Here is a 25,167-nt window from a genome sequence, read left to right as displayed (position 1 = left end):
GTAAGCCTAATATTTTATAGATTTTTTTTGTTTTTTTATTAATTTTAACGCCCATGAATAATGGCTTGAGGAAGAAGAAATCAAATAAGATGCTAAAGATGTTGATCCTGTCCAAGAATACCTCTTTTTTGTAAAGAGTTCATCTTCGCTGTGTTTAAGCATAAGTATCATAATTTTTTCATGTGAAGCATGTAATAATTCATTTGCTTCTTCATATGTAATGTTTTGATATTTTAAAAATAAACTTTGGTTTAATTCTGGTGTTTGTCTCCACGTATATTCTCTTGCAGGCATTAAAAAAGTTTCACCAGCCATTCCTTTTTTATACCAAGATAACATCATTTTATGCCAATAATATAAATGCATTAAAACATCGCGAATGTTTTTTTCTCTGTGTAAAAAAGTAAATTCACGAAGAATATCTTTAGAAGGGAGTTCATTTATTATATAAAACAAGCTCTCAAAGTTATCTTGGCTGTTTTTGATTAAACTTTCTTTACTTTTTGCTCTTGGCATCTTTCATCCTCTTAAATATAAATGCTAATATAGCAAAAAGCACTTTAGAATACAAGTTTAAATCAATATTTTTTCAATTTTCAATTTATTAAAATATGCAATTAATATTAACAGTAAAGAGTAAAGAAGATTAAGACTAAAAAAAGAGCTTGATAATAATAACTTATATGAAACTTATTATAAATTATAGAATTATAAATACATATTAACTGCACTAAATGAGCTATTAATTACTTATAATATTAAAAGAATATTAATAAGACATATTAAAGAATAAAATTAATAACTACTATATTTAACGATATAAAGGGGTATATAGCGTAATATATTTAACAAATAATTTTAAATTAAGTAAAAATTAAATTGTTTTTAAATTAAATTCAGATAAATTGTTTTTAGAGTATTTTATCACTAATAGATAGGAGAGATAATGAATCAAGAAATAATATTAAGCAAAGATACTATGATAGTATCCGAAACCAATGAAAAAGGAATTATCATTTATGCAAATGATGACTTTTGTAAAATCGCTTCATATACTAAAGATGAAGTAATAGGACAACCCCATAATATCTTAAGGCATGAAGATATGCCAAAAGCTGCATTTAAAGACTTATGGGAACATGCCAAAAACAATAAAGTCTGGAAAGGCATTGTAAAAAATAAAACCAAACATGGAGATTATTATTGGGTCAATGCAACTGTATATTCTGTCATTAAAAAAGATTTGCAAACAAGATACATTTCAGTACGAATTAAACCCACAAAAGAAGAAATACAAAATGCAATTTCTTTATATAAAACATTAGATTAGGAGTAAATTATGATTTTTTCAAATAAAAAAGACATTCAGTCCCTTAGCACTTTTTTGGATCAATTTAGATTGTATATCAATGCCGATATCAATGAAATAAAAAAAGAAAACAAAGTCAAAAGTAAAAAACTACTCTCTTTAGAAAATCAAATACTTGCATTAGCAAATACAATAGAGATACAGCGTACAGATGATTTAAAAGTCTACGGAGAAATAATGATTGTTTGTGAAAAATTATCAGATGGTTTTACCAATGATGAAATCATCTCAGTATCTCCAGACCCAAAATTAAATTACATAGTTAAAACAATTAATACAATGAATTTAAAAATGAAAAATGCCATCAATGAAGTTTCTACAATTCTTGGCCAATATGAAGAGCAAAATTATTTAAAGACCGTAGATGATGATATCTTTAGAGGAGGTGATTTTAAAAAACTCTTATTAGGTATTAATTCTTTAAATGAAAAAATTACTGCTATGTTAAGTGAAAATTATCGTTTTGCACTGGTAAATGAATATGAATCTGGTATTTTATCCCAAGAATCAAAAAAACTCTCCGAATCTGCCATGATACAAGCAGTAACCATTGAAGAAACAGCTGCATCTATTGAAGAAATTACTGCAAATATTTCTCAAAATAAAAAAATCACCAATGAAATGTCTGCTTTTGGAAATAAAATGGATCAGGCCTCTAAAGAAAGTATTATTTTAGTAAATAAAACACTTTCATCTATGGAAGATATCTCAGATGCTACAACTAAAGCATTTGATGCCATATCTGTTATTTCTCAAATTTCTTTTCAAACCAATATTCTTTCCTTAAATGCTGCGGTTGAAGCAGCAACTGCAGGAGAAGCAGGAAAAGGTTTTGCAGTTGTAGCTCAAGAAGTAAGGACCTTAGCAAATAAATCAGCCGAAGCTGCTAAATTAATTGAAGGTTTAATGAAAAATTTGGTTTCTAAAACAAACGAAGGGAAAACAACTTCTAAGCTTTTAGTAAATGAATATGCTATTTTAAACGAAAACATATCCAATACTTTGAATTTAATTACGGTGGTTGAAACAGCATCAAGTGAACAAGAAATTGGAATAAAACAAATAAATGATGCCGTTACCAAAATTGACACTTTTACACAAGAGAATGCGAATATTGCAGAAAAAGTCAAATCTATTTCTGCTAATAACCTAAAATTTTCTAAAGAAACCGTAGAAAAAATGGTCAGTATTCAATTCATCGGAAAAGAAGCTATTCAAGTAAGACAAAAAGAAGCAATTGCGTATCAAGGCGATGATCGCAGAATGGAAAGATAATAACATCTGTCTTAAGAGAAAAATATGCTTTTTCTCTTAGATAAGAACAAGCTTGAGTAAAAATAAAATCTTTTAAAAATCCTACTTTTTCCCTTCTATTATTTATTATACTTTTATATACAAAAAAAAAGGACAAATATGGAAAACACCGCTTTAATATTAATTGATTTTCAAAATGATTATTTTGGAGACATTAAAGACGCAAAATTTATTTTAAACAAAACGATGGAAGCATCAAAGAATGCAGGAAAATTATTAAAAGCTTTTAGAGCTAATAAAGGTAAAATAATTCACATACAACATGAATCCTTAGATAAAGAGGCTCCTTTTTTCCTTAAAGGCAGTAACGGTTCCCAAATACATAAAAGTGTACATCCTCTTAAGAATGAAAAGATTATAATAAAAAATCAGGTCAATGCATTTTTAGAAACAAGTTTAGAGGAAGAATTAAGAGGCTCTAATATTCAAAATATTATTATTTGTGGAGCAATGTCTCATATGTGTGTAACTTCTGCCACAAGAGCAGCCAGTGATTTAAAGTATAATTGTACAGTAGTAAATGATGCTTGTGCGACTTTGAATTTAGAATTTAAAGGACAAATAATCAAAGCAGAGCAAGTTCATGCTTCTTCTATGAGTGCTTTAGGTTTTGCTTTTGCTAAAATACTTAGTACAGAAGAAACAATAAAAATACTCTAAGGAAAGATATGAATGTGAGTGATTTATCTGTTTTGTATATTTACGATAAATTGCATCACAGTAGCCAAGTAATAGAAGTATTAAATAAACAAGTAAAGATTGTTTCAACGGCCTCTTCGTTGGAAGAAGCTAAAACTTTGTATCAAAAAGAATCTCCTTGTTTAATACTTCTTCAAAGCAGTTTTAATAATGATATTTTTATTAATTTTCTAAAAACAATAAGAGAAGTAGATTTAAAAACAGCGTTTATTGTTATTACAGCTAATAAAAATAATATCTACGTGGATGATTTAATGGAGTTATATCTCACTAAATATATAACATCATCTTTTAAAAATATTGTATTAGAAGAAGCTTTATATAAATGCATGGAAATAATTTCGAAACGTGTTTTTAGCAATACAAAAGTAGCCGAAGATATGTTTTTTAATTTTCACACTCAAAGTATTATTAAAAACAAAAAATCCTATGTTTTGAATAAAAAACAAGCTTTACTAATTGATTTATTTATTCAAAACCCCAACAAAATTCTTTCCTATGAAGAAATTAAATACCATATCTGGCAAGAAGACGTAAGTGAAGCTGCGTTTAAAACCCTCTTTCGAGACTTAAGAAAAGTAACGTATAAAACAATCATAAAAAACTATTCTGGTTTGGGATATAAACTTAATATTTAAGTATCAAAGCAAAGCGCATATACCTTATCATGAATCATTAAAAAGTAATGACCCTTGTAGCAATTTTACTTGCATAACCACCAACTTTTACATTAACAATTGTTGAATTCTTAGACCTAATCGATGCAGTAATTAAAGAGCTACAATTCATTGCCCTTCCTTGCTCAAAAATATAATCATCACCTAAGTCTAAGTGTTGCCAAAGATAAGAAGCTAAAGCCCCACTAGAACTGCCTGTTGCTGCTTCTTCCTTGATACCAAATAAGGGAGCAAAATTACGGCAGATTGCTGTATATTTACTTTCTTTTGAACAAAGTTCAAAAATATGAAAACCAACAACACTGTGTTTTTTGCAAAAAGCAGCAATCTCTTCATACTTTGGCACTATAAGATCCAAATATCCTTGTGGAACAGGAATAATTACATCCTTAAGTCCTGTAGATATGATTTCAATTGGCAAGTTTGTACTTTTAAGTACTTTGTTTTCAATGCCTAAAAGACTGGAAATATCTTCGTAAGTAAAAGAATCAAATTTTTTAGGTAAAGCTTGATCCATTATAACCTTACCATCACTCTTTATACTTACACTTAACATTCCCGCTTTTGTATTTTGAACATAAGTACCAGAAGAAAGAGTGCCCATGTCGTATAAAGCCCAAAAAACAGCCAGTGTTGCATGACCACAAAAATCCACTTCCCCCGTGCTTGTAAAAAAAGAAACATTATAATCCGCTTTATCATCCTTTGAAACAAAAGCTGTTTCCGAATAAGCCACAGTCTGTGCAATTTTTAATTTTTGAGCCTTGGATAATTTATCTGCATTCAAAACAACACCTGCTTTATTTCCACCTTTGCCATTGAGCGTAAATGCGTTTATTAGTATAACTTCAATATTTGACAAGACCCTACTCCTTATAACTATTTATTTTTGTGTATTTTATATCAATATTACTTAATAAAAAGAAACAAGAGATGACTTGTTAAAGCCCATGTTTTCTTAAATATTTTTACTTTTAATTGCTAAATGGAGTCTATTTTGCTACTATACAAAAAATAAGTCTTATAAATGGATTTGTGATTTTATAGGAGTATTAACATTATGCAAAATGTAAGTGAATTAGTAGAAAAAATAATAAATGAAGAAAGTCTAATATATGCTATCTTTAGTGGTGTAAGAAATAAATCGGAAAAAACGTTTAACAAAGTAAGCATAAAAAAAGTAATTATTAAAAATGAAGTAAAACATCAATTTGAATATTTTTATGACAAAAATGTAGAACATAAAAACTTAGATAAAGAAGAAACAAAAGCAGAAATAAATAAGTACTTTCAAAGCTATTTTAAACAAGCCCTTATTAATACAGTAGATTCAGATTATCACATACTAATTAATAAAAAAGCAATATCAAAAATAGTTAAAAAAGCAGCTAGTAAAAAAGATTCTGAAGTTTCTCATAACAGAAAGAAAAAATATATTCTAAATGAAGGTGAAAAAACACCCTTTTTAATAGAATTGGGAATCATGACAGAAGAAGGAAAAATTGTCAATTCAAAATACGATAAGTTTAAACAAATTAATCGTTATTTAGAGTTAGTATCTGATTGTATTCCTTATTTAGATAAAAGTAAAACCCTTCGAATCATTGATTTTGGATGTGGAAAAGCCTATCTTACTTTTGCTCTTTATGATTACCTTGTTTTAAAAATGGGATACAATGTTGAAATTGTTGGTTTAGATTTAAAAGAAAATGTAATCGAATTTTGTTCTGATTTATCAAAAAAACTGAATTTTGAAAACTTACGTTTTGTACAAGGAGATATTAAAGGCTTTACGCAGTTTAAAGAAGTAGATATGGTTATCTCATTACATGCTTGTAATACAGCTACTGATGATGCACTTGCAACTGCAGTAAACTGGGGTGCTAAAGTTATATTAGCTGTGCCTTGTTGTCAACATGAGCTCTTAAAGAAAATAAAAAATAATGCAATGTTTCCTATGCTAAAATTTGGAATCATAAAAGAAAAATTATCCTCTTTAATTACAGACAGTTTACGAGCAAATGTATTAGAAATCATGGGGTATCGTACACAAGTACTTGAATTTATAGATATGGAACATACGCCTAAAAATATTATGATCAGAGCTTTTTTTGAAGACACTCAAAATATCGATAAAGTGGTGAAAGAATATAAACAGTTTAAAATACAATGGCAAATTTCTCCTTATATAGAAGAAGCTTTTGGAAAAAAACTGACGGATAAACTAGAGTAGAAGTTTATTAAAAACGAATTGGGCTCTAGGCCCAATTTTAAATATCGTGTCAAAAAACTCCCTAATTTAATTAAAAATCTTTAAAAACTTTCCCATTCCTCGCTGTTTTCTGTTGCTTTAATAGAATTGTTTTGGCGATGTAAGTTAACTTTAGCTTCCGTTTCTGTTCTTTTTACACTTCTTACTTCTATTGGTTTTGCTGATTCTGCATCGTGTCTATTAGGACGAGCCTTATGAAACTCTTTCACTGATTTCTCAGCACTTCTTCTCTCATTTTTGGAATAGTCTAAATCAAAGTTTTGTGCTCTTCTGTTTTGAACACTGTCTTTTCCTTTAAACTCTTTTAAATCAACTGAGGTTACAATCTCTTTAGCAATGACAGAGGTGTGAAGTGCAATATCTTTTGTATCATTCGCCGCACTTGCAATTTTCTGTGTCTGTTGATCTTGTGAAGTAACAGCATCATTAATTTGCTCGATTCCAGCTTGTTGTTCTTTAGAAGCCACTTCTACACTTTTTATTAAGTCTATTGTTTTAGTGATGTTTTCATTTAATGCCGTATATCCATGAATCATTTTGTCAGAAATAACTTTACCGGCATTTGTTTTACTATTTGCATTCTCAACCAAGTCTTTGATTTCTTTTGCAGCTTCAGCAGATCTTGCAGCTAAATTTCTAACTTCTTGAGCAACTACGGCAAACCCTTTACCTGCTTCTCCTGCTGTTGCTGCTTCAACAGCTGCATTAAGAGAAAGAATATTGGTTTGGAAAGCAATTTGATCAATAACACCAATGGCATCATTAATAGCAGTAACTTGTTCATTTATTTCTTCCATAGAAACAGTTGTTTGTTTTGCTAAATCATTACCTTCTTCAACAGAAATGATTACTTTATTTGCAAAGTCTGCCATATTACTTACGTTTTCTGTATTACGTACAATTGTACTGGTAATTTCTTCTAAAGCAGCGGCTGTTTCTTCCAGTGAGGTTGCTGCATCATTTGAACTACTATTAAGCACATTTACGTTTTCTAATAAAGTATCCGAAGAACTATTAAGTGTTAATCCTACTTGTTTGTTCTCAACTAACATATCAGTAATCGAATCCCCTAAAGTATTAACCCCATTTGCTAAGTCTAATAATTGATCTTTTACTTCTTTATTATCAACTCTATTCATATAATTATAGTTTGAATACTCTTCCAAAATTGTAAGAACATTTCCAATATTATGTTCCATCTGATTTCCCATAGAATCCAATACTTTTTTAAGTTCCATTAATGCAGGATTATCAACGCTTGTACTAATTCTTTTACACAAATCACCTTTCTCAAACTCTGAAAGTACTGCGATTGTTTCATCAATAAATTTTCTGTCTTCATCAATACCTGCTTTTGTGATAGTAATATTTTCATTCACTGCTTTTGCCATATTACCAATTTCATCTTTAGAATCAATGTTAATGAGTTCTGCTGTGCTTATCTCTCTGTTTAAATATTTGAAAAAGTCTATCAATCCCATTTCAAAAGTACGAAGCATTGATGTGATATTTTTTGTGATAAAAAAAGCAATTAATAATCCTAAAAGTAACGCAACAATAGTACCTGCAACGGTAAAGTTTGTAGCAAATGCAGCGGTATCTTGCTGTGATTGTGATCGCACTACAATCATTTTTTCTTCATCTTGTACAATAATAGAAATTTTCGCACGAATCGTATCCATATAATTCTTACCAATGCCTTTTGACATATCAACAATTAAGTTTTCCAGCGTAAATTTATGTTTATTCATCTCTCTACGTGCTTCAATTTCAAGATCAGCAACTTTTACTTGCCAAGTTTCAACGGCTGTTTTTACATCATTAAGATCACTTTTAGAAGCAGAAGTAGAAATAATAATATTTTCCATTTCTTTTAAATATTTAAGTAAATTCTTTTTTCCATTAATATATGGATCTAAAGAAGCTTCTTCTCCACTTAATAAAAAACCTCTTTGCCCTGTTTCCATATTTACTAAAGATAAAGTTGTTAAAGTTAATAAAGCTTTTGCTTCTTCATTATAAGTGAATTTTTTATTAAGTAAATCTAGTTTTGAACGTATACCATCAAAAAGTTCTTTTCCTAAAGGACGGGCTGAAATAGTTTTGAAATTGGAAATACTTTTTGAACCCTCTGCAATTTTAATTCGTTTTGCTATAACAGGTTTGGCCCATTCATTGATCCATTGTTGTTTTAAAAGTTCAACTTCTTTCCATCTTTTAACTTGTGTATCGTTATCACTTGTTAACTCAGCACCCACTTTTATAAGTTTGTCAAAATTTTTATTTCCACTATAATAAGGAGCTAAATAATTTTCATCTCCTGTTACCATATACCCTCTAAGGCCGGTTTCCATATCCACCATTGCACCAGAAACAGTTTCCCCTGTCCGAATAACTTCGTGGGTATGATTAACCCATTTTGTCGTCAAAATCAAAGATTTTATACCATTGTATCCCACTACAGAAACAACTACCATTAGCATTAAAATAACACCATAGCCTAATCCTAACTTTACCCCAAGTTTTAAGTTTTTATAAGAAAACATTCTTTCTCCTTTTATTAAATATAGCTTAATATATTATAAAATAATTAATATATTTTTATGAAATAATTAAATATATGATTATAATAATTAAGAATGTGACTTGTTAATAGTATATTTTTACATAAATAATATTAAATAGAATTTAAGAAATAACTATAGATAGTAATAATAATAAAAATAAAATAATACAAGAATCTTCAAATAAATATTATTTAAACATTCCCTTATAATAAATGTAAGTGCTAAGAATTTATAATTTGTTGTATTTTTACTTTGGAAGTAATGTTTATTCTAAGAGTTAAAAGTACGAAAGGTTCGATGTTTTAGGCTTAATTAAAGAATTTTCTTAGTATAAGTCTTCATATAGTTTTACTTCTCTCCTAAATTTTATTCAAGTAATAATTGTTACTTGATTCTTTTCCAAATATTAAAAAGAAGCTTTTATTTTTTACTTAGTTATAAGTATTTTCTTACTTGTAAACAATAATTAATATACTCTTTTGCAAATTTGTTTTTTAACTGTATTTCTTAATATCTTATATAACAAACATCTGTTATTTCAAAAAATGAGAGCAAGTTAAAAAGACAGATAAGAAGCATGAAAATAAAAGCCATTCCAAATATTGCAAGAACTAAACCTAAGTATATTGGGTGTTTAGTATATTTATACATACCCGCTTTAATAATTTTGTTAGGCTCTTAAAAAATCATAATATTAATGTTATTTTTTTGACATTAATCTTTTAAAGCAACAAAAGAACCAAGAGAAATAAATATTCCACCTGTTATTTGATTAAAATATTTACCAAAGGTAGAAGTTCTAAAAAAAACATTCGCTTTATGTCCTGCTATTGAATATATCATCATGCATAAAAAAGCAATTAATCCTAAAGAACCAACTAGAAGTATTAATTGATATTGTGAAGTATTTCCACTTGATAAAAACTGTGGAAATAATGCAGTAAAAAATATAATTGCTTTAGGATTTCCAATGCCAATTAAAAAAGCTTGCGTAAACATCTTTGAATTTGAAATGTTTTTACCTTTTATAATATCTTTAACAAAAACATTTTCTTTTTTTGTTTTAAATAACATAAGACCCAAATAAATTAAATAAACAGCTCCTGCATACCTAATAACTTCAAATAATATTCCAGATGCATCAAATATAATACTAAGACCAGATACCGCAATAATAGCTTGTATTACAGATGCTGTTGTATTTCCTAATGCTGTAAAAATTGATTTTTTATATCCATATTCAATACCATGAGTTAAAGCCAATAACATACTAGGTCCTGGAATAATTGAAGCAATAAAAACGACAGAAACGTATAATAACCAAAATTCAATATTCATTTTTTTCCTTAGTTAAAAAAGTATTTAAATATATCAAAAATTTACTAAATATATTAATTATAAATCTTTCTAAAAACTCATAAATCAGAGAAATCCTAAATTATTTAAGTTTTTAAAAAAATTACTCTTTAGTGTGTGATTGTTTTTCAAATACATTTTGAACCTTTTTATTTTCAAAACTAATTTTTTCGTAAAATTTGTGCGCTTCTGTACGATTTTGATTACACCGCACTCTTATACTACTTTGGTGTTTGTTCATTACATGATTAATTAAAGATTTACCCACACCTTGTCCACGTTGATTAGGATTTACCACTAATCCACCTATTTCAAAAAAATCATTAGAAGCTAAACGACGAGCTAAAAATAAATGTAACCAAGCAATTATTATTCCCTTTGATTCTGCAACATAAACAAAATCCGTTTCGGAATTAAACAATTGATCTAATTTTCTTTTGCTTTCATCATTGGACAAATTTTTATAACCAAGATGCGCAGACACAAAATTTATTCCTTCAAAATCCAACGGAGTTGCTGACCTAATTTCATACATCTAATTTACCCATATATTGCAGCACATTAACTTCATATAATACCTTCACTAAACTGTATTTAAAAATCACTTTCACCTTTATTGCTTCCACCATATTGTACTCCTTCACATAAGGTATTATTTTAAATTCTAAAAACAATATAAGCTCGCTTGACTCTTTAGAGTTGTTGTTTTTATCGCTCAGACATTGCTAACTTTACTCCAAGTATTACAAAAATAACTGCAAATGTTTGCTGTATTTTTTTTATAATTCTTGGAGAATTTATTATATGGATTCTCATACTGTTTGCAAATAATCCATATAGTATAAAAACAAAAAGTGTCATTCCCATAAATATGCCACTTAATATAAACATATTTAATGTTGGAGTTTGTGATTGTATTGGTACAAATTGTGGTAAAAATGCTAGAAAAAATAGTGATAATTTAGGATTTAAAATATTTATTAAAAATCCTTTTGTGATTATACTCCAAGCATTGAGTTTATTTTCTTTTTCATCTAATGCCAAAGTGCCAGTATCTTTCCACATTGACCATGCCAAATATAATAAATAGGCAACTCCAATAAATTTTACTATTTGAAATGCTATAGAACTCATATGAAGAAGAGTAGCTAAACCTAAGATAGTTGCGAGTAAATGAGGTATGATTCCAGTAGTACATCCAATAGCTCCATAAATACTAGCTTTCCATCCATGGAATAGTCCCATTGATATTGTATAAATTACACCCGTTCCTGGTATTAATACAACAATTAAAGATGTGAGAATAAATTCATTACTTATCATTTTTTTTCCTTTTTTTTATAATTTAGGATAACAGCACTCATGAGAGACAAACAATATTATTCTAAATTCTTATGTTATTAGGTCTATAAAATTCTCTTGGATAATCCAATATTTTTGGGTTTTTTTGTTCTAATTCTTTTAAAGCATTTTTTGCAATCCATTGCGCCGCTTTATTTTGATTTTGTAAAATTCTATTCGCACATAAAACAGCTTTTTTATTTAAATCTGTATTTCTTTTTCCAATATTTCTCAAGGCCCAATTTACTGCTTTTTTTACATAAATTCTATCATCATTAACTTCTCTTTCTATAATTTCTAAAAACCTTTCAAATATTTCATTTGAATCATTTTTATTAGCAAAGCCATAAGATGCCATGATAGTAAAACTTGCTCTTTTAATAAACTCTTTTTCACTCTTTGACCACTCTTCAAGTTTTAACAAAGCATATTTACTTTTGACAAAAAAGCCCATACAAAAAGAATCGCAAATTTCCCAGTTTTCAAATGTTTTCACCCATTTTTCCATTAATTCTTCGCTGATATCATTTGGATTATATATTTTACTGCATAGAATTTTTGCTTCATATATCCCTGTATCAAATAAGTCTAAAGCTAATTGATTATTCTGCCCAATCTTTTTTGCTAATTCTTTTAAATCTTTATGATAAATTCCCAATGAATTATTTGAAATGATTCCAAATTTTTTTTCTTTTAGCTCAATCTTATTTGTATCTGCAAGCTTTTTTAGTTTTTGAATAACTTCTTTTACATTCATTTATTTTTCCATATTTCTTTTTTCTTTGCTTAAGTATGATACTTGATTTGTTCTTTATTTATTGTTCTTAAAGAAAGGCTTCTTTGGTTTTTTATAGCTTGTATACACAGCAAGCTTAAAATAAAACCCATTAAAAAACCAAATTTTTTAATAAAATAGTTAAAAATTGTCTCTTCTTTTTATTTCAATTTTACAATATAAGATTAAGAAGATATAATTTCATCATATATAAATAAAGGGCCTTAATCAGACCTAATAAAAATGGATAAACTATGAAATTAAAAAAATGGATATTTATAGCAATACTTCTAACAATACTTTATTACACATTTATTGTTAATTTTTTTATAACACTTTCAATTATTGTTGCTTTATACCTAGGTTTTAAAGTATTGAAGTTTAATGCTAGAAAAAAGTTAAATAAGTTGTCCGGCTCAAAAGAACTCTTCAAAAAAAGTGAGTTAGGGCTTTTTATTGCACTTGTTGCTAAAGTTGCTAAAGCAGATGGAACAGTACAAAAGTTAGAAGCACAACTTATTGGAATAATGTTTGATGATATAGCAAAAGTTTTTGATGAAAAAGAAAAAACAAGAAATATTATGAAAGAAATTTTCAATGAAGAAAAAGAAAAAGACGGGGATACAAAAGAAATAGCTCAAGCCTTAAACAAAGAACTTGGAAGAAATAAGCACAAACGTAAACAGTTTGTAGCTTTTTTAATTCAACTGGCATTTGTTGATAATGGTATTAGCAAAGAAGAAGAAAAAGTGTTACGTGATATTACTCAAGAGCTAGATATTACACCTTCACAATATGATGATATTGTAAATAAATTTGAAAATATGATAAAAAACAAACAGCAAAGTATGAGTCCCCAAGAAGCTTATAAAATTTTAGGTCTTAAAGAAAGTGATGATATGGCTACTGTTAAAAAAACATACAGAAAACTTATCAGACAATACCATCCAGATATCATAAGTTCACAAGACAAAGGGGACACGTATATGGAAGAAGCAACTGCTAAAACACAAGAAATAAATCAAGCTTATCAAATTATTAAAGACGAAAAAAAATAAGGTTAATTAGTAGTAGCTATTAATAAACACAGATGAGCTTAAATAAAACCACTTAGAAATTAAGAAATTGTGGCCTGACACTTTTCTTTTTTTCTACAAAAAAAACTAATATAATGCATTTAATAATAAACCTAGAGTTAAAATAAAAATAGCTAAATATCGTATATTATATACTTTTTCTTTTAATAAAAAGATACCAAGAAAAAATGCAATGGGAATACTTATTTGTCTAAGTGCAATTATATAACTTACATTTGTAGCATATAACATCGCAATAAGAATAAGAACATAAGATAAAGTCATCATAAAAAAGATATTAAAAGATATTAACTTTTTATTTTTGTATACTAAAATAAATTCTTTTCTCTCTTCTTTTTGATATAAAACAATAAAAGCAGAGAAAATAGTTGTAAATATCATTTGAAAATAGATATAAATAAAAGCCAGAATTGTTGTATCCTCATCTTTTAATAATTGGTATAATAATTTCATTCCTTTACTATCAAGGAGAGAATAACCAGCTATTCCAATGGCACAAAAAATGATATATAGAAACATAATACTACTATAGTTTTTCAACTTAAAATCTTTTAGATGTTTCATAGGTAAGATTATTGAAGCTATTATTATTAAAAAACCGCCAAAGATTGCTTGATTTGATATTGTATGTATATTATTATTTAAATACGTATATATCAAAATAAATAATATGGGAATAGAACGGAATAAAGGATAAGCAATAGACAAATCACCATGTTTGTACGCTAAGGTTAAGGTATAAAAATACAAGGTTTGAAATAAACTGCTAAAAATTATAAGTATATAAATATCAAGGCTTATGTTTACAATTAAATCATAAAAATAAAGCAGTGGCAATAATAAAAGACTACATAAAAAAAAACCGCCAATTACAAAGATAGAAATATTGATTTTATACTTACTACTATACATATTCCATATTGCATGCAAAATGGAGGAAAAAAGAACTAACATAATTGCTTGGTATGACATTATTTTAAAATCGTTTCAATGGTGTCATTTGTAGCTTCTGCATCAATTTCATCTCCTGCTAAATCAAGTAATTTTAAGCTCTGGTGACAGTATATCTATTAAACACTTACGCATTTAGTATAAGAGGATGGTAGTTCCAAGAGTTTCATATTTCAACATAATTAAAAGTAGAGATTCAATCCCAGCGCACTAATTTACATACTTTTATGATTAAGCAGTTTATTTAATTCAGAAGAATCTATTAAACCATTTTCATCAATTTCTAGAAAAAATGGGATTTGCCAACGCTGAGTTTTTTTGCCCGATTCAGAAAACACCTTAGTTCCAACAATTCCTCTGTCTTGGCTCCAAGGAGGAAATACTCTAAACCCTGTTTTCCCTTTACTTTTTGAAGAAGATACAATACCTTTTTCAATTAAAACAGATACGGGGAAAATAAACATTCCGTATTGGGATTCAAGTTCTTCCAAAATATTAGAATGACTCTCCACTTGTATAAATAAATAATCGAGTTCATTCGCTGTTAATGGTATAGGTTTATTGCCATTAGCATCTTCTAAAAGTGGGCGATTCCAAAGCGCCAAAAAAGCTCCAGGTCTATGTGAAGTAACTTTTCCTTTGCGATAAACAATACGTCTATTATTTAGAGAAAAGCTTAATGCTTCATACTTAGAGCTTTCAGGAACAGGGTCTAACTCAACTTTTTTTGTTATTTGATAACCTGAGGGAACAAACATTTTAACTAATAAAGATTCCAAGTCATCACGATAATTTTTATTTACCAAAGAAATACCTTTTTTGATTTAAATACGAGTAGGCTATTAAGATAAAACTAAGCAAACACCAACATTTGACTTCAGCGATAAATATAGAAAAATTGGTACAGGCATCGTTTTATTTTATTTTTCATTATTCTAATTAAAGGTGACAGTATACCTATTTAACTGATTAAGTCATTAGTATGATGAAGAACTTCTCTTAACAAAACTTCGAATATCTGCTTCTGTCTCATAAAATACTTTCACCTAAAATGAAATAAAGAAGCTTGTTTTGCAAGATTCTTTAAATCTAATTATGTTTATTACCACATGTTAAACTATGATCAATCTACCATACTTCCATTTACTTCTAAAATCTCATCTAAACCTTCAAACATTTCAAGTGTTGCTTCTTCTATTTTATTTGAAATAGTTTTTAATTCACTGTTTTGTGCTTTTTTCGCATTTTCATTAATATAGTCTTGTACTCTGCTATGAAGATTCTCATGAGAAGATTTTAAGTGTTTCCATTGAGAAGTATTTGTAAATCTCTCACTGTTTACATCACACTGCTTTATCCATTTTCCCATATTACAAGAGTGGCAATCTTCAACCTTCCACATCTCAAAACTGTCTAATTTCGCAAAGTTTAAATCTTTAAAATTGATATGCTCATTTTTATATTTTGAAAAAGCATTCACCAAATCAATATCATCTACTTGAGATTTTATTTTTTCACTTAAATGTGATGTGCTCGTTATACTTAAAAGTTTTAAAGACAAATTTGAAACATTGAGGGAAAGTCCATCAATCTTTGATGCCGTTGCTGCGTTTTGTTGTGTCATTTTATCCAAAGAGTTAACTGCATCATTTATTTGTGTCATGCCCGCTTCTTGTTCTTTGGTAGCAAGAGATACATCATCAATCATGCTCTTGGTTTGTATAATCTTTTCGCTTAATTTAGTATAACCCTTAATCATTTCAGAAGAAATATTTTTACCTTCAATTGATTTTACTTTTGCATCTTCTACTAGCGCTTTAATCTCTACAGCTGCTTCCGCACTTCGTGAAGCTAAATTTCTTACTTCTTGTGCTACAACTGCAAAACCTTTACCTGCCTCACCTGCTGTTGCCGCTTCTACTGCTGCATTAAGAGAAAGTATATTGGTTTGAAAAGCAATCATATCAATTACGTTAATCGCTTCACTTATGGTACTTACTTTGTTTCTTATTTCTTCCATTGATTGCGACGTTTTTATAGCCAGTTCATTTCCATGTAAAGATAAACTGCCTAACTCGTCTGACAAACAAGCCATGGAATGAACATTTTGATTGTTATGATGAATATTTTGAGTTATTTCTTCAACTGAAGCCGCTGTTTCTTCTAGGGAAGCAGCTTGTTCATTGGATGAAGTAGATAGTTTTTTTGAAGATATCGATAAAACTTCTGTAGAATTTTTCAATTCACTTCCTGCATTTTCAATCATTGCCATTAAAGAAGAGATATTATTTCCAAGAAGTTTTGAAGAAGTATATAAAGATCCCATGTCTCCAGATAAACCATCTCTATTGGATGCATCTAAATCAAAATCAAATCTGTTCGAAGCAAAATTATTTAAGATACTGTTAATATTGTCAATTTTTACTTTGGTGCTTTCGAACATTTTATTAATGTTTTGTCTTAACATCTCAACTTCATTACTGGCACCTTTTTCTTTCACTCTGTAACAGAAAAAACCATTCGATACTTTTCCCATAATATCATCAATTTCTTTAACCACTTTTTTATCTTGTTCAATCAAAGCTTTTGTTTTAATAATCTGTTTATTCATTTCTATTGTCATTTGTGCAAACTCATCGTTTCCATTTACATCCATAGGTTTTAAATAGTCTTTTTCTCTAACTGCATATTGAAAAAAGAAATTTAATCCTTCTTTAAAGTTTTGCAAGGATTTAATAATTCCATTTGTAATAATAGTGCTAAGTGCAAATATCAGTAAGAGTCCCGCACTTGCTAAAAACAAGGTTACATATAATGTAGTATTAAAATTATCTGTTAATTGATTGATATCTTTTTTGATATCGTTTGAGATATAAGCATCTATTTTTCGCAGTTTATTCATTTTTATATCAAATTCTTTTAACCAAATTTGTATATCAATTCCAAAACCACCAATACTATTTGCCTCTAATGCAATATTTCTTAATTTTTCAACTTCATCAAAAACTTTTGTTTTATTCTCCCCTTCATTAATACTTGTTTCATAAAACTCAACAATCTCTTGCGTCGCATTATTTTTAAACATATTTATATAACTGTTTTGTTCGGTTACTAATTTGACTAATGTCTCTTTTTCACTGGCAGTAAATTTATTTTTTGAAAAAGCATTCGCACCAATTGATCTCTCAATTCCAGCTCTCTCTTTTGCAAGTAAAAAACTATAAAATGCCGTAATATCCTTATTCTCATCAACTGTTGTTGCATTATTAGAAATACTCCAAAACGTTTTTAACATTTTTTTGTTGACTGCTGAAAAATAGGCTACAGTTTGTGCTTGATTTATTTTTAAAGCATCAATATTCACTCGTAATTCTTTTAATGAAGATAAAGCATCAAATATATTTTTTAAATCTTTTTTAATTTCACTGCTTAATAGGTTTTTGTCAATTACTTTAATGGCATTTTTTACTTCTTTGATTCTAAAATCAGTCCCGTATCGTTCATTTTTTAATTCTTTTGCGAATTTTTTTCCAGCACTACTAATAAAACCAGAAGTAGCAGCAACCTCTTTTTGTGTGGCATGTAATAAATCACTTATTCTTGTAGCAACTTCAACTCTTTCAAAGAGTTTGATATCTTCAATTCTTAAAGCATAAGCAATCTCATTCTCAATCTCTTTTAGAATGTCTATTTTTTTTGTTACTGTATCAAACCAATGAATGGAGTTAATATTAAAGCCCCCTATCTCTTTTGATTCTAATAAAGCAGTTCTTATTTCCTCAAGTGTTTTAATGGCCTGACCTTGATAGATTTTTTTATAAAAATCTTTTGTTGAAGGACTTGCATATTGTAAAAAGTTTAAGGTATAAGATTTTTGAGAAGCTATGATGTTATTTAACTCTCCTTGCATTCCTTTAGCAAAAGAATCTTTGATCAAAGTATTCATTCCAATTATTTTTTCAATACTAGCATTTTCTTTGGCATATAAAAAACTTGAATAAGAGGTTAATGCCTGAGATATTTTAATATTATTTGATTCTTTTGCTGTTAGTACTACAATATTTAATAAACTTTCATTTACTTTAGAAAAAGACTTCATCACACTTTTTATGTTTGTTTCTTTAGCAGTGATTTTATTTCTTATTACATTAAGTTTTTTTATTTCTTTGAAAGAAACTTCAATATCTTGTTTCAGTTTTAATGAATAATGTGAATAATCAATTGTTTTAGAAAATGTTCTAAAGATATGAATACTTTTATCACTCTTTTGAATCTGTTTTTGAAGTTTCCCCTCTCCTTCTTGGTCCTTTCTACTTAAAATAATTCCCATCTCGCTTCTTTCTTCTTGAAGTTGCTCAAGTACAGCAGAAATATTTTTGCTAAGTGTAGATAAAACTTCAATTTTTTGCATAATATTCACATTTTTATAAGCATCATACACTTGAGATACCGAAAAAAACAAAAATCCAACAAGTGGAATAGAAACCAACAATAACAACTTATATTTAATAACAATATTATTCAAAAACCTAAAGTTAAACATTTTTATACATCCTTTGATTTATACTACAAGAATGATATGTACTAATTATGTTATTTTACTAATAAATCATGCAGGATAAGGCATATTATAATATTATTTTATCAATAAAAAATCATTTTTATTTAAAATTATGCTTTGGGCTCAGATCTCTTTTTTAATCTAAATAGGCATGTGTACTTTTTAGAAAAAGAGAAAAAACACATTAAAAGGACTAAATTAGAAAACACCAAAGAAAAAATATCAGAAAACTAGGGTTAAGATATTGCAGTACTTACTTAAAATTACATTCGAACATCTTAAGAAAATTTCGAATTCAGAATAATTTCTATTAATTTACATGATATTTGTATATTTATACATTTACATTTAGCTTGATTTAATATAAAATTACGGAACAAAAATTAAAAAGGAAAAATTATGAATATTTTAATTGTATTAACATCTCATGATAAATTAGGAGATACAGGCTTAAAAACTGGATTTTGGTTAGAAGAATTTGCTGCTCCTTATTATACATTACTTGATGCAGGGGTAAACATTACCTTGGCTTCGCCAAAAGGAGGTCAGCCGCCATTAGATCCTACAAGTGATTTACCTGATTTTCAAACAGCTTCAACAAAAAGATTTAAAGCAGATGAAAAAGCGCAAAAAATATTATCAAATACTCTTCTTTTAGCAGAGGTAAAAGAAAGTGATTTTGATGCTGTAATGTATCCAGGTGGACATGGTCCATTATGGGATTTAACAAATGATAAAAATTCAATTGCACTTATTGAAGCATTTATAGCAGCCAATAAACCTGTTGCTTCTGTATGTCATGCACCTGCTGTTCTTTTAAATGTAAAACTAAAAAATGGAGATTATTTTCTCAAAAATAAAAAAGTAACTGCTTTTAGTAATTCAGAAGAAATAGCTGTAAAATTAGAAAAAGTTGTGCCTTTTTTATTAGAAGACAGTCTAATAGAAAAAGGAGCTACATTTTCTAAAGGTGAAGATTGGAACCCTTATGTAATTACGGATAACAAACTAATTACAGGTCAAAACCCTGCATCATCTGAACCTGTTGCACAAGAGTTATTAAAACTCTTAAAATAACAAAGTTCCGGAGAGCAAGTTATTATTTAACTACTTAATAATTTAGTATCCTGTCTCCGGAATTCCCTTTGAGAGAAATGTTGTTTTCTTTTAAAAATCACCCATTAATTTATCATCATTACTTAAATAGCCCGTCATATATTCATTTTTTATTTCTAATAAATTGGAAGCATTATGAATAACATTTTCATTAGATGTAATGATGCTTTGAATACCCATTCTGTTTAACTCATGTATGGCCTTATAAATACCATCTTCATAGCTGTTTTTATTTTCATCAAAAGGGCTATCAAAAGCAACAAATTTGATAAGTCTTTTTTGTACATATGTCTCAGCTAATGCAGATGCAAAAACGAAACATAAAAGTTTTTTTATAGTAACGTCATCATTTAATCTGTCATTAGCTTTATCGTCATTATTTATTTTAAGGCTAAACTCTATATCATTTGAAGTATTTAATTCAATTAAAAATTTTAGCTCTTTATCTAATATAATTTTTCCATATTTAGAAACACTGTTTTGCAATCTATCTATAAAGTGACTGCTAATTAATGTTTTATTTTCTTCTATAACTGTTTGCAAGTCTTTTTGTACACTGTTTAAAGATGGGGATTCAAAATCTGATTTTTTAATTATTTCATCTAGTTCATACTTTTTTCTTATTTTACGTCCATCAATACCAAGAAGATTTGATACCAGTGTTTTGTACTCTATTTCATGTGCAGATGAGTATTTGTTTAATATAAATACATCACTTTGGTTGTTTTCCTCTCTTAAAAAATACCTTATATATGTTCTAAATTTATGTATAGAATAATTAACTTTATTTTCAAAATAAGATTTAGCTATACCCAGACTACCTTTTTTATTAAAATCCTTTTCATCAAGCAAGATAGATTTTTGTTTTGTGATTTTTAATTCGATATTTTTATTACCTCTGGTAGGTCTTTTAATCGTTATATATCTATTTGAAGAAATTTGAAGTTCTATATAAAAAATATAATCTTTAAAATGCTCCTTCCCTAAAAAGCTCTTATCGCCTAACAAACAAAAATCTATTAATTTAAAAAGACTACTTTTTCCGACACCATTGTTGGAAGAAAGGATAAAGTTTATACCTTTATCAAATACTATTGTTTTAAAAGTATCATTGTTTGAATACAATTTTGATATTTTCATTTAATTTCCTTATTTTCTGTATCAGAACATTCACTCTAATATTATTTTCGTTTACATATTTGTTTAGTTTTCTTGACAGTATACCTATTTAGAAACTTAGTCAATTAAGTATCGTGCCTACGGTATTTAAAAGTACATTTTTTAGCACTTCGATCTAATTTTTAATAAAATCATGAAAACTATACATATAGTACTATTACTTACCAAAAGTAGCGTAAGCAATACTTAAGATAAACAGGATTATACTGACATCAGAAAAACTGAAATGAATAGTTAGTCTTTTAGGTATTTGTTTATGCATTATACTTCTAAGTAAATTTTTATTTTGAGTATTTTAACAATATTCTAATGATTAAATAAAAAATTAATTCATTAAACAAAGGATTAGAATGAAAGCCATAGGATTTAAAACATCGCATGATATTGAGCATGAAGAAAGTATAATAGAAGAGAACATACAAAAACCAAGCGCAGAAGAGTATGACCTTATTATTGAAGTAAAAGCTGCATCAATAAACCCTATTGATTTAAAAGTACGTTCAAAATCATCTCTAAATAAAACGCTAGAACAGATCAAAGTCTTAGGGTATGATGGTCTTGGAATTATTGAAACTATGGGAGATAAGGTTGAAGGTTTTCAAATAGGAGACAGAGTTTTTTATGCAGGAGATGTCACAAAAAATGGTTCAAATGCACAATATCAAAAAATTGACTCGCGTATTGTTGCAAAAGCACCAAAATCCTTAAGTGATGCCCAAGCTGTTGTTTTACCTCTTACTTCTTTAACCGCATGGGAGGCTATGTTTCATAGAATGAATATACAAAAAGATGAAAATAAAACTATTTTGATAATAGGAGGAGCTGGTGGGGTTGCTTCAATTGCTATTCAGCTTATCAAAACACTCACCAAGTTAACTGTAATAACAACAGCCTCAAGAGAAGAATCAAAATCTTGGTGCAAAACGATGGGTGCGGATTATATTGTAAATCATAAAGATTTAGTTAATGAAGTAAAAAATGCAGGTTTCCAAAGCGTAGATTATATTTTTAATGCTGCAGATACAAGTAGCCATTGGGACGCTATGGCTGAGTTAATTGTAGCTCAAGGTAAGATTTGTTTATTAGTAGATGCAAAAGAACCCTTAGATATTAACAAATTTAAATTAAAGTCAGTAAGTATTAACTGGGAATCTATGTTTACACGAACAATGTACAAAACAGAAGATTTGATCAAACAACAAGAAATTTTAATACAAATTTCAAAACTAGCAGATGAGGGAAAAATAAAAACGACTTTAAACAAAACCTTAGAAGGTTTTTCAATAAAGACAATAAAAGAAGCTCATATACAAACCCAAAAGGGTACAAACATAGGTAAAATAGCGCTTACTTTTTAATCTCTTTTATAGCCTTACTAACATCACCCAAGCAACAGATTCCGCTTGGGTTTAGAATTTCACATTGACATCCTATCGTATCCATTTTATATTTTATATCAGCAAGTGCGATAGAACTGCCATTTTTTTCAATCTCTTTTGTAATTTTTTCTTTACTCCATTCAAAGCAATAACATAAAATTGAAGGTTTTGCACCTTTTTTAGCTCCTAAAATAACACTTATATCTTTTTGCGTAAGTATTGTATTCTCACTAAAATAAACAACTTCACAAGAGGGTGTTTTGCAATAATAAAATCCATCAAAACAAGATAATTTTGATTTTGCTTTAGGGGTGAGTAAATGCTCTACAGTTTTACCTAAAACAACTTTTGTTTTTTTCTTACATTTAGGACACTCTACTTTACCCTTTGGAGCAGAAGTGGAATTGCTGTCTTCATTATTTTGCTTATCTATTGAGCAAGTTACAAAATTATATTTTTTTGGTTTAATACTACTAAACAAAACGAACTCCTTATATGAAACTACATTAATTAAAGCCTTGTAACTAAATGATTTAAGCTAGCTGTCATCATTTATTCTTAACAATTAAATAAATTTTTCCATAACAAAATTTTTTAGTTTTTGCCCTCTAATTTCAAACTCTTGCTCTTTTTCAAGATGGAAACCAAAATGTTCATAAAAAGGTCGAGCGGTAATACTTACTTCAGAATACAAACGTTTTATACCACGCTCTTTTGCAAGAACTAAAACATGTGTCATTAATTTACGCCCAATACCTTTTCCTTGATACTCATGGTGACAAAAAAAATGATCAATCAGTCCATCGTTTTGAAGGTCTGTATAACCAACTATTGTTTCATTGATTTGAGCAACAAAGGGGGATAAACCCTTAAAACGTTTTTGCCAAAATTCTTTATCAAAGGAAGAAGGAGCCCAAGCTTCAACTTGCTCTTTGGAGTAATCCCTCGTATTAATATTATGAATAGTATTAAAATGAATACTTCTCAATGCTTGGGCATCACTGGTTATATAATTTCGAATCGTAATCAAGTTTTGTCCTTTTTAATTGTTAATTATTTATTGTTATTTGGGGACTGACATCTTTTCTATTAAGTATACTGTCTCAAAAATGCTAAAAGTTTACTTGTAAATTGTACTAAAGTAACTTATACTAGCAATACAGAAGAAAAACAACCATGACAAGTGCTTACCTCGAGTAAATAAAAATGAGACAATACCACTAATAGTAAAAACAACAGTTATTACAATAAGAATTTCAAAACGATTATTCAAACTTGGATTAGACAAAAAATATAATATTGCAGAGAATCCCCACCACGATACAGTAGTCAAGTGCCAAGCAAATCGTAATACTCGTTTAGTGAAATGATCACTCCCAAATAGTTTAGGAAGATTGTCATTTTTAAAAAGGCGTATTAAAATGTATTTCTCACCAAGATAAGAATGCACAAAACCAATAAAAATAAGTAAAAATGAAGCGATTACTAACAAATAATCCTCCAAACGTAAAAGCTTAGAAAATTTATTTCAAGGTGGCGATTGGCCACTTTTCTAGCTATTTTCAATAGATTTAACTGCTGTTGCAACTACTTTTATTTTTCCACCAAAAGGCAAAGCAGCTGCTTCATAAATTGTCCTAGCAGGTCTTTTTCCTTCAGGGAATAAATCCATATATAAAGCATTCACCTCTGGCAGTTCACTTAGATCTGAAAATGCAATATCAACATATACAATTTCAGATTTATCAAAGCCAGAAGCTTTTGCTGCTGCAAAAACATTAGCAAAAGCGAGTACTGCTTCTTCTTTTATAGTGCCAGCAACATATTGACCTTCAACATTAATGGATAATTGTCCGCTTATAAAACACATGTTATTTACAACAACAGCATGGCTAATTGGATTTGACCATTGAGGTAAATCAGCTCCACTTGTAATGAATTTTCTATCTTTCAAAATATCTTCCTTTTATAATGATTAATACTATTTTGGATCAAACCTTTTTTTAAGCTAAAGGCTGAATTCTTTTAATGCTAAAAGTGCCTTTTGTGCCTTAGATGATTGTACAAAAATATGGTCATGATAATAAGCTGCAATTACATTAGCACTTATACCTTTTTGCGTTAATTTACTAGCTACTGCGGCTGTTAATCCAACCGCTTCAAGACTTGAATGAACACTTAATGTAATTTGTTTAAAAGAACCTTCAAAGCTCAAACCAGCCCTGAGAGCTTCTTTTTTTTCTAATACTAAAGTAAGTCCCTCAGACTCACGAAATGTAGCTATTGGATTAAAAGAAACATAATCAAGTAAAGAACCTTCTACTGTACAAAATACAAATTCTGCCTCCAGTAATTTAGGCTCCATTGATTTTAATAACTCATCTAATGCTTTTATTCCTGACATATATATAATCTCCATTTTTTTAAGTATTTATTGAATACTTTATCACAATTATTTCAATATATTAATACGTGAGGAATGTAAAGTCTTTTTATAAAAGAAGAAGTATTTAT

The 25,167-nt window shown here is 28.3% G+C and carries 25 protein-coding genes; 8 read left to right on the top strand and 17 right to left on the bottom strand.

Features of this window, described 5'->3' with window-relative positions:
* Nucleotides 1-6: 6 nt before the first annotated feature.
* The gene (locus HRT41_03175) at nt 7-516 is read right to left on the bottom strand and encodes a ClbS/DfsB family four-helix bundle protein (GenBank protein ID NQY23004.1); all 510 of its coding nucleotides are present in this window, start codon (nt 514-516) and stop codon (nt 7-9) included.
* A 430-nt stretch (nt 517-946) separates the two neighbouring features.
* On the opposite strand from HRT41_03175, the gene HRT41_03170 reads away from it, so the two are divergent.
* The 4 genes from HRT41_03170 (at nt 947) to HRT41_03155 (ending at nt 4,020) form a co-directional block, all read left to right on the top strand.
* A complete protein-coding gene (locus HRT41_03170) occupies nt 947-1,330 on the top strand; it encodes a PAS domain-containing protein (GenBank protein NQY23003.1) in 384 nt (127 codons plus the stop codon).
* Between the two features lie 9 nt (nt 1,331-1,339).
* Nucleotides 1,340-2,644 carry a chemotaxis protein gene (locus tag HRT41_03165; protein ID NQY23002.1) on the top strand — a complete coding sequence of 435 codons (1,305 nt, stop codon included), beginning with the start codon at nt 1,340-1,342 and terminating at the stop codon, nt 2,642-2,644.
* 138 nt (nt 2,645-2,782) lie between these two features.
* On the top strand, nt 2,783-3,343 hold the full coding sequence (locus HRT41_03160; GenBank protein ID NQY23001.1) for a cysteine hydrolase: 561 nt from the start codon (nt 2,783-2,785) through the stop codon (nt 3,341-3,343).
* A gap of 8 nt (nt 3,344-3,351) precedes the next feature.
* The gene (locus tag HRT41_03155) at nt 3,352-4,020 is read left to right on the top strand and encodes a response regulator transcription factor (protein NQY23000.1); all 669 of its coding nucleotides are present in this window, start codon (nt 3,352-3,354) and stop codon (nt 4,018-4,020) included.
* A gap of 37 nt (nt 4,021-4,057) precedes the next feature.
* On the opposite strand, the gene HRT41_03150 is transcribed toward HRT41_03155, so the two are convergent.
* Complete coding sequence (locus HRT41_03150) at nt 4,058-4,921, bottom strand: PhzF family phenazine biosynthesis protein (protein ID NQY22999.1); 864 nt, start codon at nt 4,919-4,921, stop codon at nt 4,058-4,060.
* Between the two features lie 198 nt (nt 4,922-5,119).
* Between HRT41_03150 and HRT41_03145 the strand changes: the two genes are divergently transcribed.
* Complete coding sequence (locus HRT41_03145; GenBank protein NQY22998.1) at nt 5,120-6,292, top strand: SAM-dependent methyltransferase; 1,173 nt, start codon at nt 5,120-5,122, stop codon at nt 6,290-6,292.
* A gap of 80 nt (nt 6,293-6,372) precedes the next feature.
* Here HRT41_03145 and HRT41_03140 read toward each other — a convergent pair whose 3' ends face one another.
* The 6 genes from HRT41_03140 to HRT41_03115 form a co-directional block, all read right to left on the bottom strand.
* Nucleotides 6,373-8,877, bottom strand: coding sequence for a CHASE3 domain-containing protein (locus HRT41_03140; GenBank protein ID NQY22997.1), 2,505 nt, complete (start codon nt 8,875-8,877; stop codon nt 6,373-6,375).
* Nucleotides 8,878-9,405: 528 nt separating this feature from the next.
* On the bottom strand, nt 9,406-9,549 hold the full coding sequence (locus tag HRT41_03135; protein ID NQY22996.1) for a hypothetical protein: 144 nt from the start codon (nt 9,547-9,549) through the stop codon (nt 9,406-9,408).
* A gap of 63 nt (nt 9,550-9,612) precedes the next feature.
* Complete coding sequence (locus HRT41_03130; protein NQY22995.1) at nt 9,613-10,236, bottom strand: LysE family translocator; 624 nt, start codon at nt 10,234-10,236, stop codon at nt 9,613-9,615.
* 121 nt (nt 10,237-10,357) lie between these two features.
* Complete coding sequence (locus HRT41_03125; GenBank protein ID NQY22994.1) at nt 10,358-10,789, bottom strand: GNAT family N-acetyltransferase; 432 nt, start codon at nt 10,787-10,789, stop codon at nt 10,358-10,360.
* 173 nt (nt 10,790-10,962) lie between these two features.
* Nucleotides 10,963-11,577 carry a LysE family translocator gene (locus tag HRT41_03120; protein NQY22993.1) on the bottom strand — a complete coding sequence of 205 codons (615 nt, stop codon included), beginning with the start codon at nt 11,575-11,577 and terminating at the stop codon, nt 10,963-10,965.
* A 61-nt stretch (nt 11,578-11,638) separates the two neighbouring features.
* Entirely contained in the window at nt 11,639-12,352 is a 714-nt protein-coding gene (locus HRT41_03115) for a DNA alkylation repair protein (GenBank protein ID NQY22992.1), read from the bottom strand.
* Nucleotides 12,353-12,624: 272 nt separating this feature from the next.
* Here HRT41_03115 and HRT41_03110 point away from each other — a divergent pair, with 272 nt between their 5' ends.
* Complete coding sequence (locus tag HRT41_03110) at nt 12,625-13,428, top strand: TerB family tellurite resistance protein (protein ID NQY22991.1); 804 nt, start codon at nt 12,625-12,627, stop codon at nt 13,426-13,428.
* A gap of 105 nt (nt 13,429-13,533) precedes the next feature.
* Here the strand turns inward: HRT41_03110 and HRT41_03105 are convergent, their stop codons facing one another.
* From HRT41_03105 to HRT41_03095, 3 genes are all read right to left on the bottom strand, one after another.
* A complete protein-coding gene (locus HRT41_03105; protein NQY22990.1) occupies nt 13,534-14,439 on the bottom strand; it encodes a hypothetical protein in 906 nt (301 codons plus the stop codon).
* 194 nt (nt 14,440-14,633) lie between these two features.
* A complete protein-coding gene (locus HRT41_03100; protein NQY22989.1) occupies nt 14,634-15,176 on the bottom strand; it encodes a MepB family protein in 543 nt (180 codons plus the stop codon).
* A 365-nt stretch (nt 15,177-15,541) separates the two neighbouring features.
* Nucleotides 15,542-18,961, bottom strand: a complete 3,420-nt coding sequence (locus HRT41_03095) for a nitrate- and nitrite sensing domain-containing protein (GenBank protein NQY22988.1) — start codon at nt 18,959-18,961, stop codon at nt 15,542-15,544.
* Nucleotides 18,962-19,378: 417 nt separating this feature from the next.
* Between HRT41_03095 and HRT41_03090 the strand changes: the two genes are divergently transcribed.
* Complete coding sequence (locus HRT41_03090; GenBank protein NQY22987.1) at nt 19,379-20,056, top strand: type 1 glutamine amidotransferase domain-containing protein; 678 nt, start codon at nt 19,379-19,381, stop codon at nt 20,054-20,056.
* A gap of 90 nt (nt 20,057-20,146) precedes the next feature.
* Here the strand turns inward: HRT41_03090 and HRT41_03085 are convergent, their stop codons facing one another.
* Nucleotides 20,147-21,235 (bottom strand): hypothetical protein, encoded by a 1,089-nt coding sequence (locus tag HRT41_03085; protein NQY22986.1) that lies wholly within the window; start codon nt 21,233-21,235, stop codon nt 20,147-20,149.
* A gap of 389 nt (nt 21,236-21,624) precedes the next feature.
* Between HRT41_03085 and HRT41_03080 the strand changes: the two genes are divergently transcribed.
* Nucleotides 21,625-22,632 (top strand): zinc-binding alcohol dehydrogenase family protein, encoded by a 1,008-nt coding sequence (locus HRT41_03080; protein NQY22985.1) that lies wholly within the window; start codon nt 21,625-21,627, stop codon nt 22,630-22,632.
* On the opposite strand, the gene HRT41_03075 is transcribed toward HRT41_03080, so the two are convergent.
* From HRT41_03075 to HRT41_03055, 5 genes are all read right to left on the bottom strand, one after another.
* Entirely contained in the window at nt 22,622-23,086 is a 465-nt protein-coding gene (locus HRT41_03075) for a copper chaperone Copz family protein (GenBank protein ID NQY22984.1), read from the bottom strand. The genes HRT41_03080 and HRT41_03075 overlap by 11 nt on opposite strands.
* A 132-nt stretch (nt 23,087-23,218) precedes the next feature.
* Nucleotides 23,219-23,683, bottom strand: a complete 465-nt coding sequence (locus HRT41_03070) for a GNAT family N-acetyltransferase (protein NQY22983.1) — start codon at nt 23,681-23,683, stop codon at nt 23,219-23,221.
* A gap of 90 nt (nt 23,684-23,773) precedes the next feature.
* A complete protein-coding gene (locus HRT41_03065) occupies nt 23,774-24,145 on the bottom strand; it encodes a hypothetical protein (GenBank protein ID NQY22982.1) in 372 nt (123 codons plus the stop codon).
* A 60-nt stretch (nt 24,146-24,205) separates the two neighbouring features.
* On the bottom strand, nt 24,206-24,607 hold the full coding sequence (locus HRT41_03060; GenBank protein ID NQY22981.1) for a RidA family protein: 402 nt from the start codon (nt 24,605-24,607) through the stop codon (nt 24,206-24,208).
* 54 nt (nt 24,608-24,661) lie between these two features.
* On the bottom strand, nt 24,662-25,057 hold the full coding sequence (locus HRT41_03055) for an ACT domain-containing protein (protein ID NQY22980.1): 396 nt from the start codon (nt 25,055-25,057) through the stop codon (nt 24,662-24,664).
* Nucleotides 25,058-25,167: the final 110 nt, after the last annotated feature.

Source organism: Campylobacteraceae bacterium, assembly GCA_013215945.1.
Classification (GTDB): domain Bacteria; phylum Campylobacterota; class Campylobacteria; order Campylobacterales; family Arcobacteraceae; genus NORP36.
The sequence above is the reverse complement of the archived record's forward strand: the minus strand, read 5'-3'. Positions and strand labels throughout refer to the sequence as shown.

What these genes read in the sequence shown, in the direction of transcription:
- HRT41_03160 (NQY23001.1), top strand. Translation starts at nt 2,783, where the DNA reads ATGGAAAACACCGCTTTAATATTAATTGATTTTCAAAATGATTATTTT.
- HRT41_03080 (NQY22985.1), top strand. Translation starts at nt 21,625, where the DNA reads ATGAAAGCCATAGGATTTAAAACATCGCATGATATTGAGCATGAAGAA.
- HRT41_03120 (NQY22993.1), bottom strand. Translation starts at nt 11,577, where the DNA reads ATGATAAGTAATGAATTTATTCTCACATCTTTAATTGTTGTATTAATA.
- HRT41_03055 (NQY22980.1), bottom strand. Translation starts at nt 25,057, where the DNA reads ATGTCAGGAATAAAAGCATTAGATGAGTTATTAAAATCAATGGAGCCT.
- HRT41_03110 (NQY22991.1), top strand. Translation starts at nt 12,625, where the DNA reads ATGAAATTAAAAAAATGGATATTTATAGCAATACTTCTAACAATACTT.
- HRT41_03165 (NQY23002.1), top strand. Translation starts at nt 1,340, where the DNA reads ATGATTTTTTCAAATAAAAAAGACATTCAGTCCCTTAGCACTTTTTTG.
- HRT41_03175 (NQY23004.1), bottom strand. Translation starts at nt 516, where the DNA reads ATGCCAAGAGCAAAAAGTAAAGAAAGTTTAATCAAAAACAGCCAAGAT.
- HRT41_03145 (NQY22998.1), top strand. Translation starts at nt 5,120, where the DNA reads ATGCAAAATGTAAGTGAATTAGTAGAAAAAATAATAAATGAAGAAAGT.
- HRT41_03170 (NQY23003.1), top strand. Translation starts at nt 947, where the DNA reads ATGAATCAAGAAATAATATTAAGCAAAGATACTATGATAGTATCCGAA.
- HRT41_03090 (NQY22987.1), top strand. Translation starts at nt 19,379, where the DNA reads ATGAATATTTTAATTGTATTAACATCTCATGATAAATTAGGAGATACA.
- HRT41_03100 (NQY22989.1), bottom strand. Translation starts at nt 15,176, where the DNA reads ATGTTTGTTCCCTCAGGTTATCAAATAACAAAAAAAGTTGAGTTAGAC.
- HRT41_03155 (NQY23000.1), top strand. Translation starts at nt 3,352, where the DNA reads ATGAATGTGAGTGATTTATCTGTTTTGTATATTTACGATAAATTGCAT.
- HRT41_03130 (NQY22995.1), bottom strand. Translation starts at nt 10,236, where the DNA reads ATGAATATTGAATTTTGGTTATTATACGTTTCTGTCGTTTTTATTGCT.
- HRT41_03095 (NQY22988.1), bottom strand. Translation starts at nt 18,961, where the DNA reads ATGTTTAACTTTAGGTTTTTGAATAATATTGTTATTAAATATAAGTTG.
- HRT41_03085 (NQY22986.1), bottom strand. Translation starts at nt 21,235, where the DNA reads ATGAAAATATCAAAATTGTATTCAAACAATGATACTTTTAAAACAATA.
- HRT41_03125 (NQY22994.1), bottom strand. Translation starts at nt 10,789, where the DNA reads ATGTATGAAATTAGGTCAGCAACTCCGTTGGATTTTGAAGGAATAAAT.
- HRT41_03140 (NQY22997.1), bottom strand. Translation starts at nt 8,877, where the DNA reads ATGTTTTCTTATAAAAACTTAAAACTTGGGGTAAAGTTAGGATTAGGC.
- HRT41_03105 (NQY22990.1), bottom strand. Translation starts at nt 14,439, where the DNA reads ATGTCATACCAAGCAATTATGTTAGTTCTTTTTTCCTCCATTTTGCAT.
- HRT41_03135 (NQY22996.1), bottom strand. Translation starts at nt 9,549, where the DNA reads ATGTATAAATATACTAAACACCCAATATACTTAGGTTTAGTTCTTGCA.
- HRT41_03115 (NQY22992.1), bottom strand. Translation starts at nt 12,352, where the DNA reads ATGAATGTAAAAGAAGTTATTCAAAAACTAAAAAAGCTTGCAGATACA.